Annotated in this window: 13 protein-coding genes and 1 pseudogene; 3 read left to right on the forward strand and 11 right to left on the reverse strand. The window is 64.4% G+C overall.

Annotated features, from left to right (window positions below):
• Positions 1–45: 45 nt before the first annotated feature.
• Positions 46–1,689 carry an acetolactate synthase gene (locus CDN38_RS27140; protein ID WP_075511549.1) on the reverse strand — a complete coding sequence of 548 codons (1,644 nt, stop codon included), beginning with the start codon at positions 1,687–1,689 and terminating at the stop codon, positions 46–48.
• Between the two features lie 103 nt (positions 1,690–1,792).
• Between CDN38_RS27140 and bacA the strand changes: the two genes are divergently transcribed.
• Positions 1,793–3,712, forward strand: a complete 1,920-nt coding sequence (bacA, locus tag CDN38_RS27145) for a vitamin B12 ABC transporter pemease/ATP-binding protein BacA (protein WP_075511548.1) — start codon at positions 1,793–1,795, stop codon at positions 3,710–3,712.
• Between the two features lie 22 nt (positions 3,713–3,734).
• On the opposite strand, the gene CDN38_RS27150 is transcribed toward bacA, so the two are convergent.
• The 3 genes from CDN38_RS27150 to CDN38_RS27160 all read right to left on the reverse strand — a co-directional run bounded on the left by CDN38_RS27150 (position 3,735) and on the right by CDN38_RS27160 (position 6,516).
• Positions 3,735–5,207: an FAD-binding protein gene (locus CDN38_RS27150; protein ID WP_075511547.1), complete on the reverse strand. Its 1,473-nt coding sequence runs from the start codon at positions 5,205–5,207 to the stop codon at positions 3,735–3,737.
• Positions 5,204–5,704, reverse strand: a complete 501-nt coding sequence (locus CDN38_RS27155; protein WP_075511546.1) for a VOC family protein — start codon at positions 5,702–5,704, stop codon at positions 5,204–5,206. Before CDN38_RS27155 ends, CDN38_RS27150 begins: the two co-directional genes overlap by 4 nt.
• A gap of 125 nt (positions 5,705–5,829) precedes the next feature.
• Entirely contained in the window at positions 5,830–6,516 is a 687-nt protein-coding gene (locus CDN38_RS27160) for a TetR/AcrR family transcriptional regulator (RefSeq protein ID WP_075511545.1), read from the reverse strand.
• A 127-nt stretch (positions 6,517–6,643) separates the two neighbouring features.
• On the opposite strand from CDN38_RS27160, the gene CDN38_RS27165 reads away from it, so the two are divergent.
• Positions 6,644–7,093: a nitroreductase/quinone reductase family protein gene (locus CDN38_RS27165; RefSeq protein ID WP_075511544.1), complete on the forward strand. Its 450-nt coding sequence runs from the start codon at positions 6,644–6,646 to the stop codon at positions 7,091–7,093.
• On the opposite strand, the gene CDN38_RS27170 is transcribed toward CDN38_RS27165, so the two are convergent.
• From CDN38_RS27170 to CDN38_RS27180, 3 genes and pseudogenes are all read right to left on the reverse strand, one after another.
• Entirely contained in the window at positions 7,090–7,758 is a 669-nt protein-coding gene (locus CDN38_RS27170) for an Rv1815 family serine proteinase (protein WP_075511629.1), read from the reverse strand. The genes CDN38_RS27165 and CDN38_RS27170 overlap by 4 nt on opposite strands.
• Before the next feature lie 112 nt (positions 7,759–7,870).
• Positions 7,871–8,818 carry a sterol desaturase family protein gene (locus tag CDN38_RS27175; protein ID WP_075511543.1) on the reverse strand — a complete coding sequence of 316 codons (948 nt, stop codon included), beginning with the start codon at positions 8,816–8,818 and terminating at the stop codon, positions 7,871–7,873.
• Between the two features lie 77 nt (positions 8,819–8,895).
• Positions 8,896–9,472, reverse strand: a pseudogene (locus tag CDN38_RS27180) (hemerythrin domain-containing protein).
• Positions 9,473–9,664: 192 nt separating this feature from the next.
• Between CDN38_RS27180 and CDN38_RS27185 the strand changes: the two are divergent.
• Positions 9,665–10,864 (forward strand): NAD(P)/FAD-dependent oxidoreductase, encoded by a 1,200-nt coding sequence (locus CDN38_RS27185; RefSeq protein WP_082277215.1) that lies wholly within the window; start codon positions 9,665–9,667, stop codon positions 10,862–10,864.
• A gap of 23 nt (positions 10,865–10,887) precedes the next feature.
• Here the strand turns inward: CDN38_RS27185 and CDN38_RS27190 are convergent, their stop codons facing one another.
• The 4 genes from CDN38_RS27190 to CDN38_RS27205 form a co-directional block, all read right to left on the reverse strand.
• Positions 10,888–11,616 carry an MgtC/SapB family protein gene (locus CDN38_RS27190; protein WP_075511541.1) on the reverse strand — a complete coding sequence of 243 codons (729 nt, stop codon included), beginning with the start codon at positions 11,614–11,616 and terminating at the stop codon, positions 10,888–10,890.
• A 238-nt stretch (positions 11,617–11,854) separates the two neighbouring features.
• Positions 11,855–12,178: a DUF732 domain-containing protein gene (locus CDN38_RS27195; protein ID WP_075511628.1), complete on the reverse strand. Its 324-nt coding sequence runs from the start codon at positions 12,176–12,178 to the stop codon at positions 11,855–11,857.
• Between the two features lie 189 nt (positions 12,179–12,367).
• Positions 12,368–13,783 carry a PPE family protein gene (locus tag CDN38_RS27200; RefSeq protein WP_075511540.1) on the reverse strand — a complete coding sequence of 472 codons (1,416 nt, stop codon included), beginning with the start codon at positions 13,781–13,783 and terminating at the stop codon, positions 12,368–12,370.
• An 88-nt stretch (positions 13,784–13,871) separates the two neighbouring features.
• Positions 13,872–15,167, reverse strand: coding sequence for a PPE family protein (locus tag CDN38_RS27205; protein ID WP_075511539.1), 1,296 nt, complete (start codon positions 15,165–15,167; stop codon positions 13,872–13,874).
• Positions 15,168–15,989: the final 822 nt, after the last annotated feature.

Below are 15,989 nucleotides of genomic sequence, written 5' to 3' on the forward strand. Positions count from 1 at the left end.
GTTACCGGCGCCGCGCGCAGCCTCGGCAGAACGGATCTTTGCGCATCAGGCCAAGTTCGACCGCCGCGGGTACGCGACGGTAGGGTCGGTCAGCACATTGACGACCGACGGCAGACCACTGGCGAAGGCCCGCTGCAGCGCCGGGCGCAGCTCGGCGGGCGTCGACACCAGCTCACCGTGCGCACCCAGGGCACGCGCCACCTCATCGTAGCGGGTTCCCGGGCGCAGCTCGGCCACCACCGAGTAGCCGTACAACGCCTCCATCGGGTGCTTCTCCAAACCCCAGATGCCGTTATTGCCGACTATCGACACGACCGGCACATCGTGCCGAACCAGGGTGTCCCACTCCATGCCGCTGAACCCGAACGCGCCGTCACCTTGCAGCAACACCACTTGACGCTGCGGTCGGGCCAATTTTGCGGCCAAGGCGTAACCGGGCCCAGAACCCAGACAGCCGAAGGGACCGCTGTCCAGCCAGCAACCCGGCTGATAGCTGTCGATCACCCGCCCGGCGTAGGACCCGAAGTCACCGGCGTCGATCACCACGGTGGCGTCGCGGTCCAATAGCGGAGCCAACTCGGCGTAGACCCGCATCGGATGTAGCGGGATCCGTTCCTCGGCAAGCTCGACTTTTTCCGCGTCGCGGGCCGCGGTCTCGGCGGTCCGAAGCTCATCGATCCAGTCCCGGTGGTCGGCGTCGCCGGGTCCGGTCAGCGCCGACAGGATCGCGCTGAGATCCCCGTAGAGGCCGGCCGCCACGGCACGCGGATGACCGCGCTCCGGTTCGGCGCGGTCGGCGACGACGAGCTGGGTCTGCGACCCGAACACCCCGCCGAATCCCAGACGGAAATCCATGGGCACACCGACAATCAGCGCAACGTCGGCCTGCCCCAACGCTCTCGAGCGTGCCCGGGAAAAAGCCAGCGAGTGGTCAGCGGGCACCGCGCCACGGGCCATCCCGTTCATCAGCACCGGAATCCGGCGTTCCTCGGCAAGACGCAATAGCGCAGCCTCCGCGTGTCCCCACCAGACGTTGGTGCCTGCCATGATGACCGGACGTCGGGCCGCCGAGAGCAGGCCGGCGGCCCGGTCCAGGGCGTCACCGTCCGGGCGTGCGGCCGTGGGTAAGCCCGTCAGGGCGCCGGGACGACCGTCATCGTCGGACATGGAGAACACGTGGTCCATCGGAAAATCCACGAAGGCCACCCCCGACGGGGCACCAACCGCGGCCTGCAATGCGTCGTCGACCAGCCGGCCCGCATCGTCGGCTGACTGTGCGGTGGCGGCAAAGCGGGCCAGCGGCGCGACAAAAGGTATGTGGTCGATCTCCTGCAAAGAGCCCATCCCCCACCGCAATGCCGGCGCCCGACCACCGAGCACCACCAGCGGCGACTGGTTCTGTTGGGCGGCAGCCATCGCGCTCATCCCGTTGGTGACGCCCGGACCCGCGGTAAGTGCGGCCACCCCGGGCACCCTCGTCACCTTGGACCAGCCCTCGGCGGCGAAGGCGGCACTTTGCTCATGACGGGTGTCGATCAGCCGGATGCCTTCCTCGCGGCAGCCGTCGTAGACCGAAAACAGGTGTCCGCCCGACAGTGTGAAAACCGTGTCGATACCGCTGGCTTTGAGCCGTCGCGCTATCAGCCGTCCCGCATGCATCGTCTGGGCCGGGGCGGCGCCGGCGCTCATATCCGTCATATTTCGAAAGCCTATCTGCATCCTTCCGGTACCTTCGCCGAAGGATTTCTGTTCAGCAGCCGCCTGAACACCTCGACCGTGAGGAGCATCGACCTTGGGCCCGAAGCCGTTTACTCCCTCGATCGACTGGTCGGGGGCATTTGTGGATTCGCTGTACTGGATCGGCAAAGCCTGGGCGATCAGCGCCGTCTGTGTCCTGGTCGTGCTGGTTCTGCTCAGGTTCCTGACGCCCTGGGGGCGACAGTACTGGCGGATCACGCGTGAGTACTTCGTCGGACCCAGGAGCATTGGGGTGTGGCTGATGCTGGGTGTGCTGTTGCTGTCGGTGGTATTGGCCGTGCGCCTGAATGTGCTGTTCAGCTACCAGGGCAACGACATGTACACCGCCTTGCAGAAAGCATTCCAAGGTGCCGCCGCCGGCGATGAGGCGGTGAAACGCTCAGGCGTGCAAGGGTTTTGGATGTCGATCGGGGTTTTCAGCGTCATGGCCGTGATACACGTGGTCCGGGTGATGGCCGACATCTATCTGACGCAGCGCTTCATCATCGCCTGGAGGGTGTGGCTGACCGACCACCTCACCAGGGACTGGCTCGACGGCAGGGCCTATTACCGGGATCTGTTCATCGACGAGACGATCGACAACCCGGACCAGCGTATCCAGCAGGACATCGACATCTTCACGGCCGGAGTGGGTGGCACGCCCAACGCACCGTCCAACGGGACGGGTAGCACGCTGCTTTTCGGAGCCGTGCAATCGATTATCTCGGTGATTTCCTTCACCGCGATCCTGTGGAACCTCTCCGGAACCCTGAATCTGTGGGGCGTCTCGTTTCCCCGGGCAATGTTTTGGACCGTTCTGGGTTATGTTCTTGTCGCCACTGTCATTTCCTTCGTCATCGGGCGTCCGCTGATCTGGCTCAGTTTCCGCAACGAAAAGCTCAACGCCGCTTTCCGGTACGCGCTGGTGCGACTGCGAGACGCCGCCGAAGCCGTGGGCTTCTACCGCGGTGAGCGGGTCGAGGGCGCGCAATTGCAGCAGCGGTTCCGGCCGGTGATCGACAACTACCGTCGATACGTTCGCCGCAGCATTGCTTTCAACGGATGGAACCTGTCGGTGAGTCAGACGATCGTTCCGTTGCCGTGGGTGATCCAGGCACCGCGATTGTTCGCTGGGCAAATCGAATTCGGCGACGTGAGTCAGACGGCCACCGCGTTCGGCAATATCCACGACTCGTTGTCGTTCTTCCGCAACAACTACGACGCGTTCGCCTCATTCCGCGCGGCGATCATCCGGTTATACGGCCTGGTTGACGCCAACGAGAAGGGGCGCGCGCTGCCTGCGGTGCTGACCCGGCCAAGTGACGACGAGTCCGTTGAGCTCAACGAGATCGAAGTTCGCACCCCCGCTGGAGATCGGCTGATCGATCCGCTCGATGTGCGGCTGGACCGTGGCGATTCGCTGGTGATCACCGGCCGTTCCGGGTCCGGCAAGACCTCGTTGCTGCGCAGCCTGGCCGAACTGTGGCCGTACGCCTCGGGAACACTGCGCCGTCCGGACGGCGACAACGAAACGATGTTCTTGTCCCAGTTGCCGTATGTGCCGCTGGGCACTCTGCGGGATGTGGTGTGCTACCCGAATCCCCCATTCGTCATCCCCGACGACACCGTGCGCGACACGCTCACCAAGGTGGCCCTCGCGCCGCTGTGCGACCGGCTCGAAGAAGAACGCGACTGGGCCAAGGTGCTGTCCCCCGGCGAGCAACAGCGCGTTGCCTTCGCCCGCATCCTGCTCACCAAACCCAAAGCCGTATTCCTTGACGAGAGCACATCGGCGCTCGACGCGGGTCTGGAATTCGCGCTCTACGAACTGCTGCGGCGCGAGCTGCCGGATTGCATCATCGTCAGCGTCAGCCACCGCCCCGCGCTTGAGCGCCTGCACGACCAACAGCTCGAATTGCTGGGCGGCGGTCCATGGCGGCTGAGCCCGGTGACGAAGGAGCCGGTGCGGGTCTAGTCGCTGAATCCCGCGCCCACACTCAACGCGCCTGCGCGCCCCCAGCCCGCCGGGCCGCGTGCGCTCCGGCGCGGCGCCCGAAGAACGAGCCCTCGCCCAGCTGTGTGCCACTGGCATACCCCTTGCCGTCCTGGGCGATGTTGGATGCACACGCTCCGGCCGCATACAGCCCGGGTATCACCGAGCCGTCTTCGCACAGCACCTCACCGTCCACCGACGTGGCCAGCCCACCGAGGGTGAAGCCGGCATACATCGCCTTACCCAGTGACATGTCGAACGCTCCCCACGGTCCTTTGTCTTGTGGCGCAAGGAATTCCGGCTGCTTGTGAAAGTCGGGATCTTCGCCGCGCGCGGCATAGGTGTTGTAGCGGTCCAGGGTCGCCGTCAGGTTGCCTCGCGGAATGCCCAGCGCAGCTTCCATCTCGGCGACCGTTTCCCAGCCGTCGATCAATGGGACCAGCGGCATCGTGGGACGTTCCAGGTGCGCCTCGTCGACGATCAGATACGCCGCGCTGTCTGGCTGGTCCAAGATGAAACCCGCAGTCCGCGAGTGGTAGGAATCCTCGGCGACGAACCGCCGCCCGAGCTTGTTGACGATCACCCCGGTGAGCAGGATCGCCGGCGGGTACGGCGGAGCGGTGATGAAAATCTGATCCATGTGCTCGGTGGCACCGCCGGCCGAAACGCCCAACCGGATGCCCAGGCCGTCGTCATAGGTGTTGCCCAGCACGAACGGTTTCTCGGCCAGTTTCGGGGTGTACTTGGCCACCATGTCCGGGTTCATCACGAATCCCCCGGCGGCGATGACCACCGATTTGGCTTTGATCGCCCCGGTTTCGGAGAACCGCTTCCACATCACTCCGGTCACCGCCCCCAAGCCGTCCACAATGAGTTCGGTGGCCCCGGTCTCGTAGCGGATTTGCACGCCCAAACTCGCCGCTCGCTTGAGTAGTAGATCGATCACCATGCTGGCGCCGCCGGTGTCGCCGGGCATGGGCACCTTATGGCCACGCGGCGCCGGCACCGCCTTCTCGAAGAAGGGCCAGACCTTCTCGTTGCCGGTGAACATCAGCCCCTCGGTGTTGGGCTGGATCACCGCCTTGCCCGGGAAGTAGCTGCGCTCGAACTGAAAGCCCAGGTCTTCCAGCCAGTTGAAATGCTCCACACTGCCGTCGCAGTAAGCCCGGATCTTGGCGTGATCGGGCTGCCGCGACACCGCGACCAGATACTTATACATCTCGTCCGGCGAATCAGGATGACCGGTCGCCTGCTGGACCGCGGTGCCGCCGCCCAGGTAGAAATGCCCGCCGGCAAGCGAAGTGGTGCCGCCCGCCGCAGCGGCCCGCTCGAGTACCAGCACCCGCGCGCCCGCCGCAGCCGCCGTCACCGCAGCACAGCCGCCGGCGATGCCGAAACCGATCACCACCACATCGACGTCGTCCGACCATGACGCCACCGAGTCCGCACTGACTGTCGCTGGTAGGTCGGTGCTCACCGTTGCTCCCGTTTGATGTAGTCGTAGAACGCCCTGATCTCCGGCGAGAAATACGCGATCTCCACAAACGGCACCCCGGCCTGCGGTGCCGCCAGGTAGGCAAACTGAATCCCGCCAGGCATCACACCCCGCTGGACCACGGTGGCGCCGTTCTCGGCCGCCTCAACCAGGGCAGCCTCCAGCCGTTCCGGGCTCTCGGCTTCCATGCAGATGTGGTGCAGACCGGGACCAGAGTCACGCAGAAAATCACTATAGATATTCTCCCCGCGGACCGGGGAGATGAGCTCTAACTGCATGTCGCCAAGGTAGCTCAGGGAGATGCTCGCGACGAAGTCGGCAGGTTTGCCGTAGTAGCTGCAAGTATCGGCAGCAAAGTGCACGTCGGGTATCCGCACCCACTTCCGGACACCCAATAGGCGGGTGAGCGCTGTTTCCGTGGCATCCAGGTCCGTGGTCACCCATGCGATCTGCGTCGGCGACGGAACGGGAAAGTTCATCGTTTCGCAGGATAGCTCAGCTTGGTGGCACCAGAAAGGGCCCGCAGGAACTTTGCCGTCATCGCCGGCAGCTGGCCCGAATGAGGCGGATGAACACGTTCTAATTCTTGGTGATTACCGCGTCCTCAATGCTGAGCCAAGACGTCGACCAGTAGCCGTATCTGACTGTCGAAGACCTGACGCGGCTCGGTCAGCGTGTCGGCGCCGTCCTGTCCGAACACCTCCAGGCTGATCGCACCCACCACACCAGCCCACAGCAAGAAGCACTTGGCGACCACACGGTCGTCGCCGGGAAAGTCGAATTCCCGTCGGAGTCGCTCGAAATCGGATGACATCGGCTGGGAGGCAACGTCATTCGTCAAAACGATGTCGCCGGTGGCAATCGCCGCCGCAATTGCGTCGAAGAATGCTCGGACCACGCGGGTACCGACACCGACGGTGCGTTCTGGTGGCGCGTGATACCCGGGGACGGGGCTGCCGTACAGCAGCGCCCACTGCGCCGGGTGCGCGACGGCCCAGCAGCGGACGGCATGGGCGATGGCGATGACATCGTCGCTCCATGAGTCGAGGCCGGCCTCGGCGCGAGCGCGGTCTACGGTGTCGGCCAGATCGGAGTATGCGTCGACAAGTAGCAACGTCAGGAGCTCGTCGCGGCTGGATACGTACCGATACACAGCCGAGGAAACCATGCCCAGGTCGCGGGCGATCGCACGTAGCGATAGCCCGGCTGCGCCGTGATCCACCAGGTGGCGGCGGCCGAGCTCGACGATCTTGGCCTCGATCTGCTCCCTGGCCTCCTGGCGTTTGCCCACGCCGCAATTCTGACATAACCGAGATCACCGCTCTTGCTTTTGCTTCAGGGTTATGGCAGCGTAACCAGTATCGAGAGCAGTGCTCTCTGAAGGTTTCACAAACCTCGGGAGGCTCGGAAGGAGCGCCATGACCACCCGCTACCAAACGCCCACCCGGACCGCCCGTGCCGCCAACACCGCTGTCCGTTGGCTGGCGGAACTCGGGATCAGCATCTCCGGCACCCGGGTGCTGCGCGTCCGGGGCCGCAAGACGGGCAAACTCCGACCCGTGGTGGTCAACCTGCTGACTGTCGACGGCGTGGACTACGTGGTGTCACCCCGCGGCGACACGCAATGGGCGCGCAATGTCAGAGCGGCAGGTGTCGTCGATGTGGGTCCGCGTTGGCGTAGCGAGAACGCCACGGTCAGCGAGCTGGCCGACGATGCCAAACCGAAAGTCCTGAGCCGCTATCTGGCCAAGTGGTATTGGCAGGTCAAAGGGTATGTCGGAGGTTTGACCCCGCAATCCGGCTATGACGAGTTGCGCGCCGCGGCATCGTCGATCCCGGTGTTCGCCCTGGGCAAGGCCGATTGCTAGCTGGCGGCGGGGACGCCGAGGTCCTGACGGAGCTGATCAGAGGCCGCTTGCCAGGAGACGGCGGCGGGATATTGCCCCCAAATACTGTTGAATATTCCGATCAGCTGTCCGGGCCCGTTGCCGATCAAATACACCGGGCCACCGGAGTCGCCCTTCTGGCTGGCGACGCCGCCGGTCATGGTGAACCAGCCGTTGTTGACACTGTCGATGGTCCCGCAGGTTTCCCCGGTGCTGATGCCGAAATGGCAAACCGCTTGGCCCGGTTGGGCGACCACGCCGGGCCGCCACGTCAACTGCCGTCCGCCCGGCAGGACGTCGCTCACCCTGACGCCGTCGACCAGCGCAATCGCCTCGTAGTCGTCGATCGACTGGTCGGTAGCCACAGTGGAACCGCTTGGGGTGTTGTCACGGAACGCCCTCAGGTGCCCGATGACGTTGTTGTCGCGGTCACTGACCGCTCCCTCGCCCCGGCAGTGACCTGCGCTGAAAGCCATGCGCAGCTTGGCGTCGACATATGCCAGAGTGCAGATGTGAATATCCTGGTGGATTTCCATGCCCGGGAACACCAGCGGCGGCTCCGCGTAGGCGGTAGGACCCAGCCCACACGCCAGCGCCGCGACAGTAGCCGATACTGCGAATGCGCGCAGTGCCAGGCGGCGCACCATGGACTCCATCCTTTCAGGGCCGGCATGCCGACGGAATCTGAAATTACGGCGTACCCGACGGATTATTTTTCGTCATCGCCGCCGCCCGCGTTACCGTTCCGGGCGAGGCGCGCTACCGCGACGAGGCGACAGCCACGGCGCCGTCGGCCGCGGCGGCGGCCCTGCGCGGCTGCCAGCCCGGAGGTCCGAAGACGTAGCCGAGCCGATCACGCAGCCGCGTCGCGGATCGGCAATCGCGCGCGATCGCCATATATTCGTACGTCTGCAGTTTCCAGATGTTGAAGGTGTTTACCTGCTTGGTCAGACCGTAATGGGGGCGGAAAACCTCAGCCTGGAAACTACCGAACAGCCGATCCCAGATGATCAGGATGCCCCCGTAGTTCTTGTCCAGGTAGATCTGGTCCATCCCGTGGTGCACCCGGTGATGCGACGGCGTGTTGAAAATGAACTCGAACCACCGCGGCAGCTTGTTGATCCGTTCGGTGTGTACCCAGAACTGGTAGATCAAGCTCACCGAGAAGGCGAAGAACACCATCCAGGGCGGCACACCCAAGAGCGGCAACGGCACCCACATGAGGATCTCGCCGCTGTTGTTCCACTTCTGGCGGAGCGCGGTGGCAAAGTTAAAGTATTCGCTGGAGTGGTGGGCTTGGTGGGTGGCCCAGATCAACCGGACCCGGTGGGCGATCCGGTGGTAAGTGTAATAGAGCACGTCAACACCGACGATGGCAATCACCCAGGTGTACCACTGGCCCGCCGAAAGGTGCCACGGGGCAACATAGGCATAGATTGCCGCGTAGCCCAGCAACGCCAGGCCCTTCCACGCTGCGGTGGTGGCAATCGAAACCAGGCCCATCGAGATGCTTGCCACGGAATCACGGGTGAGGTAGGCGCCGGTGGCCGGCCTGGGCCTTTCGGTGGCGGCCGCCTCGATTCGTTCCAGTTTGCGGGCGGCGGTCCATTCGAGGGCCAAAAGAAAGAGAAAAAAAGGAATGGCGAACAACGCCGGGTCCCGCAACTCCGCGGGCAGCACGGACCAGAAGCCCGTCAAAACACTCACGTTAGACAGACTACTGATAATCCGATCGGTGGCCCAAGGGTCGCCGGGCCCGCGGCCGGAAATCGATCCGGCTCGGCCTAGCCGATCGCCTTCGAGATCGCATCACGGGCACGGTCGAGCAGCGACGCGAAAGGTCCAACGACAAAATTCAACTTCGCCGACTCCACGCCCGGGTGTGGCCTCGTCGGCGCGAGGGCCTGGGCCACTTGCACCGCCTTTGTCATGCGCTGCCGCTCGTCGGCGCCGAGTTCGCGCTGCAATGTGGTGAACTCTTCGTTCTCCTCACGTTCGGCATGTTCTACCACCGCCTGCCGTAGGTTGGTGAGCTCGTCGATGAACTTCTGCGAGGCGATGTCCAGCTTTTCAAGTCTTTTCAAGGCTCGACAGCAGCTTCTTGGCGTCGTGCTCTTCTCGTAGTCGCGCATCTGCGATCTCGTCGCCGCCAGCCACCTCGCGACGGACGCGGGGATGAATGATCATCTCCTCGGCGGTCTCGTGCACGGCCAGGAGCTGGCGCAAGTCGTGAAAGGCGGTCTCGCGCGCTGTGGGGTCCGACGCGTGCAGCACGTCGTCGAACATGTCGTTGATCAGATCGTGCTGAGCTTTGAGAAACTTGACCACTTCTTGTGGCGTCTCGACAAGCATTTCGGCCATGCGACAAGACCTCCGGTGTGATGGGATTCGCGCTGTGGGCTGTGCGCGTATCGACTGGCCGAATACCCGCAGCGAGACCGGCCGAAACGGTCAAGCGCTCGACCCTGATCGACGGAGGTTACCCGGGTGGATGCTCCAGACCGGCCACAAAACCGACGCCGCGTTGGCCCGGATATGTCAGGAGCTGACCCGTTGACCCGCGTGTTGGTGGTTGGCTCCGGGTTCGCGGGACTGTGGGCGGCATTGGGCGCTGCCCGACGACTCGAGCAGCTCGCCGTCCCGCCGGGGACGGTCGACATCACCGTGGTGAGCGACAAACCGTTCCACGACATCAGGGTGCGCAACTACGAAGCCGACCTGAGTGCCTGCCGCATCCCACTCGCCGACGTGCTCGATCCGGCCGGCGTTGCGCATGTCACCGCGAACGTGACTGGAATCGACGCCGGCGCACGCGAGGTCACCACGTCGAGTGGCAAGACATATCGCTACGACCGATTGGTGCTCGCGGCGGGCAGTCGACTGGTCAAACCCGACGTACCGGGTCTGCGCGAATTTGGATTCGATGTCGATACCTACGACGGCGCAATCCGGCTGCAGCACCACCTCAAGAGACTCGTCGATGGCCCTGCGACGACCGCGGTGGCGACCGTGGTGGTAGTCGGCGCGGGACTGACTGGTATCGAGACAGCTTGTGAGATGCCGAGCCGGCTGAGGGCGTTGTTCGTCCATAGTGAGGCGGCTCCCCGGGTGGTGTTGGTTGACCATAACCCGTTCGTCGGCTCCGATATGGGTGGCTCAGCGCGGCCGGTGATCGAGCAAGCCCTGGCCGACAATGGCGTCGAGACCAGGACCGCGGTCAACGTGGCGAAGATAAGTGCTTCGGGCGTATCGCTCTCGTCGGGTGAGCACATCGCAGCGGCCACCGTCGTGTGGTGCGCCGGCATGCGGGCCAATTCGCTTACCGGGCAACTACCGGCGACCCGCGATCGACTCGGTCGCGTCGAGGTCGACGATTACCTGCGGGTGGTGGGCGTACCAGCCGTCTTTGCTGCCGGTGACGTAGCCGTTGCCGAGGTGGATGACGAGCACGTGTCGGTGATGTCGTGTCAGCACGGACGGCCGATGGGCCGCTACGCCGGCTACAACGTGATCAGCGACCTGTTCGGCGAGCCGCTGTTGACGCTTCGAATCCCTTGGTATGTAACCGTTCTCGACTTGGGACCAGCAGGCGCCGTGTACACCGAAGGGTGGGATCGCGAAGTGGTGTCGCGTGGCGCCGAGGCCAAGGCGACCAAACAGACGATCAACACCCGGCGCATCTACCCGCCGCTGACCCGAAACCGCGCCGACCTGCTGGCCGCCGCCGCGCCAGCACTGCAGGCCCGGCCCTGAGCGGTCCCCACATGGACGTCAAATCAGTCCGACGGCGACATCGGCAACATCGGATTGGTTTGTTCACCGGCATACCAGTGCACTGCGTAAATGCCCGGTTGCAAAGACAGTTCGGCCACCAACCGCTCCAGCTTGGCCGGTGTGTGGCCGTCCATGAGTAGGTGAGCGGTCAACGCGATGTTGTCGTCGGTGGCTGTGCCGGTGTGGATGCCGCGCAGCGTGATGTCGTTTCGAGCCGTGTGTTGCACGATCTGAGCGCGCACATACTTCGCGGACTTGGGGCGGCAGAGCACCTGCAGCTGGTAGGGCCGTAGGCTTTCGTCTTCTTCGACGGTGTTGTCGTGGTCGATCAGCCGCCCCAGCGGGCGGCCGAAGAGATGGATGGTGACGACGGTGGCGGTGGCGATCAACGCGAATACCAGGTGCCCGGAGGCGGCGAGCACACCGACCGCAGCCGAGCACCACAAGGTGGCAGCGGTGTTGAGGCCGCGCACGTTGAACCCTTCCCGCAGAATGACCCCACCACCTAGAAACCCGATGCCCGATACCACGTACGACGCGACCCGGGTCGGACTGCTGTCCTCGGTGGCGGCCGCATACAACACGAAAAGGGTCGCTCCGGTGGCCACCAGAGCATTGGTACGCAGCCCGGCCATGCGCGCCCGCCACTGCCGCTCGAGGCCGATCAGGGCCCCGCAGCCTACGCCGACGGCGAGCCGGAGCGTGAATTCGGCGATGCTGAGGTTCTGCACGGCACTGCGTTCCCTTCTGTCCCAGTGCGAGGGCGACGGCAGCTAAGCACATGGCGGTTAACGACGGGTGGCGAGCGGGCGAACCGGTTGCGTTGCGGCGCTGACCAGAACGCGAAACATGCTGGTCCTCAAGCGATTTGAGTCCGAGCAAGGCCGCGTCAGGGCTAGGTCACGTCGAGTTGGCCGGAGTGGCATGGCCCGTGGCGCCGGCCGCGCCGGCTCCTCGCCCAACCCCCTATCAGACGTGGCTCAGGTGGTGCGGGCAGTAGTATGTCGCCGAGATCACCGCGAACTGCGATGCGGCCTCCATGTTGAATCCGGGATTGTGGACCTTCACATCGTGGACGACTTCCAGTCCCGCCTCGCCGTTATCCAGGCACCCGCATACCGCCTGGGCGGATCCGATCGCTGCCGCCGCATTCGGATAGGTGATGCCGGCTTGTTGCAGTGCGGCAAGGAAGCCCGCGTCGTCAGCAGCGCTGGGCTCCTGCGGATCGGCATAGGCAGGTGCCGCGAGTCCGATCATGGCCGGCAGGGCCAGTAGCGTTAGCAGCTTCTTCATGATTTTCATTCCTCCGTCCCCGGTAGCTTGCGGTTGCCCGGTTCTGATTTTGGTTGATATCCGAACTGCCCTGTCCGGTAATGCTTTTGCCGCGACCAATCGACACCACAACCACACCAGGCCGTAGACTGGCCGTGGCGTTACGGCCCTTGGCATCAAAGTCGATCAACATAGAGCTCCAGCCACTTATCATCCCAGCTGTGCATCCGAGGGCACCACTTTGGGTTTATCGCCCTTGGACAGGTGCACTGCGTGAATGCCCGGCTTCTTAGCCAGTTGCTCGAGCAGATTGTCAAGGCCTTCGGGGTCGACGCTGTGATGCTGGACGCTTTCAGGCTTCTCCGATATCTGCGCGACCAGACGCTTGAGTTTGTCCGGCGACGTGGCGTCCTTGAGGTCTTTGAGCGGGGTGATACGGCCGCGGACCCCGGTGCCGCTGACGGCGCTGGGAGCACCGGCGCCGAGGGCACTTCCGAGCATGCCCGCCAGCGCCGTCGAGCTGAGTAGTCCTCCCTCGCCGAGAGCGGCGGCTGGCACGGCCTCCGGTCCGGCGGCCGATAATGCGGCGGCCACGGTCCTGATAGCGGGCGTGGCTGTCGCCCAGCTGGGTGGAACGCTCAACGAGCCGACCAGAGTACCGCGTCCCCAGTGCGCCGTCACGTCGCCCGATGTCGCGCCGGTCAGCCAGCCTCGCCCCCAGTGCGGCGCCAGCCCAAGCCCGGCGCCCAGCCCCTCTTTCGGGATTGCGCCGAGTCCGCCCGCTGCCGAGTGCGGGGCGAATTTGAGGAACTGTGATGCGGGGAAGTTCACCAGCAATCCGATGCAGTTGAAGATCGTGGTGAAGGCCACTGGACCTCTGATGGCCAGAAACAGGCGGAGATAGTCCGCCGCTGCGGTTGGTCCGAAGATGCCGTTCACCAGGTCGTTCATGGCCTTTGTGTAGGCGGTGCTGAGGTCGGCGCCGATTTGCAGCAGCCATGAAAGTGGATCGCCCGAAGCCAGGACGGACTGCGCGGCGGTGCCGGCAGAGGTTCCGGCGGCTTGGCCGGCCGCAGCGGCTTGGCTGGCCAAGCCGGCCGCGTTGACGACTTGCGGCGGCTCGGTGAACGGCGTCAGCTGGCCAGCAGCCGCCGAGGAACCGGCGTAGCCGTCCATCGCGACGGCGTCTTGGACCCACATTTGGCCGTATTGCGCCTCGGTAGCCGCGATCGCCGGGGTGTTCTGGCCGAAGATGTTGGTCGCCACCAGCGACGCCAGTTGACTGCGGTTGGCCGCGATGTCCACCGGCGGCACGTGCTCGGTGAACGCCGTTTCATAGGCGCTGGCTGCCGCGGCCGCCTGGGCCGCCGCTTGTGCGGCCTGTGCGGCGGTGCCCTGCAGCCATGTCACATAGGGTGCGGCCGCGCCCGCCATGGCCAGCGCCGACGGACCTACCCATGGCCCGCTGGTCAGGTTGTCGATAATCGACGAGTAGGCGGCGGCGATGGACTGCAATTCGGCGGCCAGCGCGTCCCAGGCCGCTGCGGCGGCATGCATCGGGCCCGAGCCCGGGCCGCTGTACATGCGGCCCGAATTGATCTCCGGTGGAAGTGCTGCGTAGAACACGTCTGTACCCCTTACCTGGCCGGGTGCTTTGAGTGGCCCGAGCTGGGCCACGGCTCGTCGTAAACGCCGGTCATGACCGTCACCGCCGTCATTCGTCGAGCGCCGGAATAACGATGATGGTGGCGGTGGCGGAGTCAGCCTCGGCGGCGACTACGCCGCCTAATGAATGTGCCGTACCACTGCCTGCGGAGCCGAAACTGGTAGCAGCCAGGGCGCGGCCGGCCAAGCTCGACAGGGCCATTTGGCCGAATACGCCGGCCTCGCCGGAAAACGCCGCCGCGGCCGGGGCGGCGGCCAAGTTGGTGGGCAGCAGTGAGGAGACCAGTCGCATCGCGGGGGCGGCTTGCGTCCAACCCTGGGGCACCGACATGCTGCCCACCAGGGCCGCCCGCCCCATCGCCCCCGTGACCGAACCGCCGCCTGCGCCGCTGGCGGTCAGGTTTGCGCCCAGCGAATCAGCGATCGGCGCCAAGGCCCCGGTGATGGGCTTGGCGGGGGCGAAGAAGGCCTGCAAACCCTGCCCGTTCTGCGCGTAGGCGTAGACCTGCCCGAAGGACAGGAATGGGCCACCCGGTATAGAGGCGAGGCCCTGTAGCGAGTAAGGCCCGTTCAGGGCTGCCATGATGATGTTCCAGTTATCGATATCGGTTGGCAGCCACGGCGGCAAGGCCGGCAACGGCAATAAGGATCCCGGCAACGACGGCGCCGCCGTCGGCAACGACGTGGTCGAGGCCAGGCTTTGCAGCGCGTTCGGCACCGAGGTGATCAGCTGGGACAGCTGTGTCGTGATGTCGGAAGCCGCAGCCGTGCCGGTTGCTTGCCCCACGGCGGCGGATTGAGCCGCCGCTGCCGACGGGTTTGTGGTCTGTGGCGGCTCGGTAAACGGCGTCAGCTGAGTGGCCGTGGCGGAGGAGCCGGCATAGGCATACATTGCGGCGGCGTCTTGGGCCCACATTTCCAGGTATTCGGCCTCGGTGGCCGCGATCGCCGGAGTGTTCTGCCCGAAAATGTTGGTGGCGATCAACGTCATCAGCAGCGCTCGGTTGGTCGCGATCACCGGCGGCGGCACCGTCGCCGCAAACGCCGTCTCATAGGCGGCGGCGGCCACCGCCGCCTGGGCGGCGGCTTCCTCCGCTTGGACGCCCGTGGTGTTGATCCACGCCAGATACGGCGCGGCTGCGGCTGCCATCGTGATCGACGACGGACCCGTCCACGGTCCGATCGTCAGGCTCTCGATGATCGACTTAAACGAGGCGGCCATAGACTGCAACTCGGCAGCCAACTCCGCCCAGGCCGCTGCTGCGGCCAACATCGGGCCAGCCCCCGCCCCCATGTACATCCGCCCCGAGTTGATCTCCGGCGGAAGCGCCCCAAAATCTATCACTTGCTGCCTCCGGTTCTCCGCTGACCGCCATAGTAATCACGGCCGTGTAGTTCCGTACGTAAATTGGATCAGCTCTTACCGATCTCATTATTCGACCCGTCGACCGTGTCACGATTGATTCCGCGCGCTTGCGTCGATCTAGGTCCTCCCGGTATGAATCTTCTGCTGGTCCAGAGTGCGATTGTGGCCGCCCCCAAGCGGCCACCACCGTCATACTGCACAATAATTATTTGCGTTGCGTTCCCAGCGTGTAATCACGACGTTAAAAGTAGCCTTCACCGCATCGTTGATCGCTGGAAAACTCTCAGCTTAGCTATCACTTCAGCCGTCCAGATCACCTAAGTGAGCGCTTGCGGCTATTCGCCCGGAGAACAACGAATTAAACGGTTAGGTGACCCCGCGCGACACAGGCAAAACCGTGAACAGAGGAAATCCGGCGATATTGTACGTGTGTCGGTCAATACGATTGGCCACCATTGCCGAAGAGCATCGACGTGCCACCCGGATCACTATAATTACGATTTCTGCCCATTCGTATCGGCCCGGAAATCAAAAACTGCAAATAATCGGATTATTGCGAGGCGTTCTTGGGGTAAACGCCGGCCCGCGACCTCCTAGATTTGATCCTGCTGGCAAGAAATCGATTGCTAGTCCGCACGGCAACTGAATGTCACGCCACCGGGCAGCGACTGACTGGAGTCCATCGCGCACGACAGCCGCGCTCGGCCGCGCAGGCCACGATCTGGGCCTTGACACCTGATCGCCATGACGTGCTCCTCTTTGCTGAAAGAGAGGACGTTACCGATGGCCTCGGGAACGTAC

The sequence above is a fragment of the Mycobacterium ostraviense genome (assembly GCF_002705925.1).
In the GTDB taxonomy this organism is placed as follows: Bacteria; Actinomycetota; Actinomycetes; order Mycobacteriales; family Mycobacteriaceae; genus Mycobacterium; species Mycobacterium ostraviense.